General features: G+C 32.5%; 2 protein-coding genes. Both read right to left on the bottom strand.

What is annotated here, in order from left to right; translation table 11 throughout:
• Positions 1-196: 196 nt before the first annotated feature.
• Positions 197-1,210, bottom strand: a complete 1,014-nt coding sequence (locus tag RR539_RS10665) for a CotS family spore coat protein (protein WP_332474579.1) — start codon at positions 1,208-1,210, stop codon at positions 197-199.
• 2 nt (positions 1,211-1,212) lie between these two features.
• Positions 1,213-1,454: hypothetical protein (locus RR539_RS10660; protein WP_332500437.1), on the bottom strand; the 242-nt coding region annotated here is incomplete at its 5' end.

Here is a 1,454-nt window from a genome sequence, read left to right as displayed (position 1 = left end):
CATTGTCTATACCCTTGGGTTTTGACTTAGAAGTTCTTAGGTGCAAAAATGCAAAGACCCTTAGGAAAGCCACGTGTCTGAGGCTCCGCCGAGTTTGAGGCTGCCCTTAGGGGATTTGTATTTTTGTGCCTTAGAACTTCTCGGAAAAATCCCAGACGCGGTATAGATAATGACATAACATCTACCTAGCTACCCATTAATATGTTCGTTTAAAGTTAATTAGGAATCTTTCACGATCATCCTTATACTCAGACTTTCTTTTAAGCTTTTCAAGGAATTCATCCTCTTCCCAGTCCCTATTTCTAAAATAATAGCTAGTTGCAATATCATAAAAATCCTTAGGAAATGCAAGGTAGCCATATAATATGTTCATTTCATCCTCATTCATAGGCTTTTCTTCCCTATAGTGGTTAAGTATTGTTTTAGATATATCTATATCCCATCTATTATGTTTAACAGCCTTTACTATTATATTAGATAAATCGTGCATAGGAAGGTCTATTAATGAATAGTCAAAATCTAAGAAATGCACATCATTGTCATTATCTATTATTATATTATGGTGGGCTAGGTCATGGTGGCATAGTACATACTTATTACGTGAATACTTAGCATATTTAGACCCCTGAATAGCCTCTATTGAATTATATATACATGCTATATAATAATCTGCATATGATAGGTATAACTTATCAAAATCCTTTTTATTAACATGCATTGAGGCAATTTCCTTAAACTTTTTAAGGTTGTCTAGTGCCCCATTATATTTATCAAGTAATCTTCCTGATCTATATCTTTTTTCATGGAATGAATCTATATTTTCCCCTGCTAGGTGGAGCTTTGCAAGATGCTTTGCTGTATACTTTAAATCTACCGGATTTTCAAATACACATTCACGCCCATCAATTATATCTAGCACCACATATATTCCTGTTTCATCTTGAACATATGGATTTCCATCACTTGAAAGCTTAAAATTAACTATATTACTATAGGTTTTTCTAATATAGGATAGGCTTTCATAAATAAATTTAAGCTCATCAATATCGTACATTATTTTCTTTAGAATCTTCATTCCCTTATCTGTTTTTAACATGTAAACACTTCTTATAGGTATAATATCCTCTACTAAAAAGTCGAATTTATCAAATAGTGATGTGTCTAAATTATAATTTGATAAATAGGCCTTATCCCTATATCTGTACTCCAATACTACACCTCCATATTAAGTTTTTCATATATCTTAGCACTACTTAGGAAGCCTTGTAGCATGTCCTCTTTGTAAAGACCCTTCTTCATATACTTAGATATAATCTTAATTGGTCCCTCTGGAAATAGGGCCATTCTTTTTATGTTTTCTATACCTACATCATCAAGGCTACGAATCTTCATGTATTCGCTAATTGCCTTATTTATTATTCCTATGTTACCTGTTAGTTCAATATGCCTTCTAA

It is taken from the genome of Clostridium sp. (assembly GCF_036639235.1).
Classification (GTDB): domain Bacteria; phylum Bacillota; class Clostridia; order Clostridiales; family Caloramatoraceae; genus Clostridium_AB.
The sequence above is the reverse complement of the archived record's forward strand: the minus strand, read 5'-3'. Positions and strand labels throughout refer to the sequence as shown.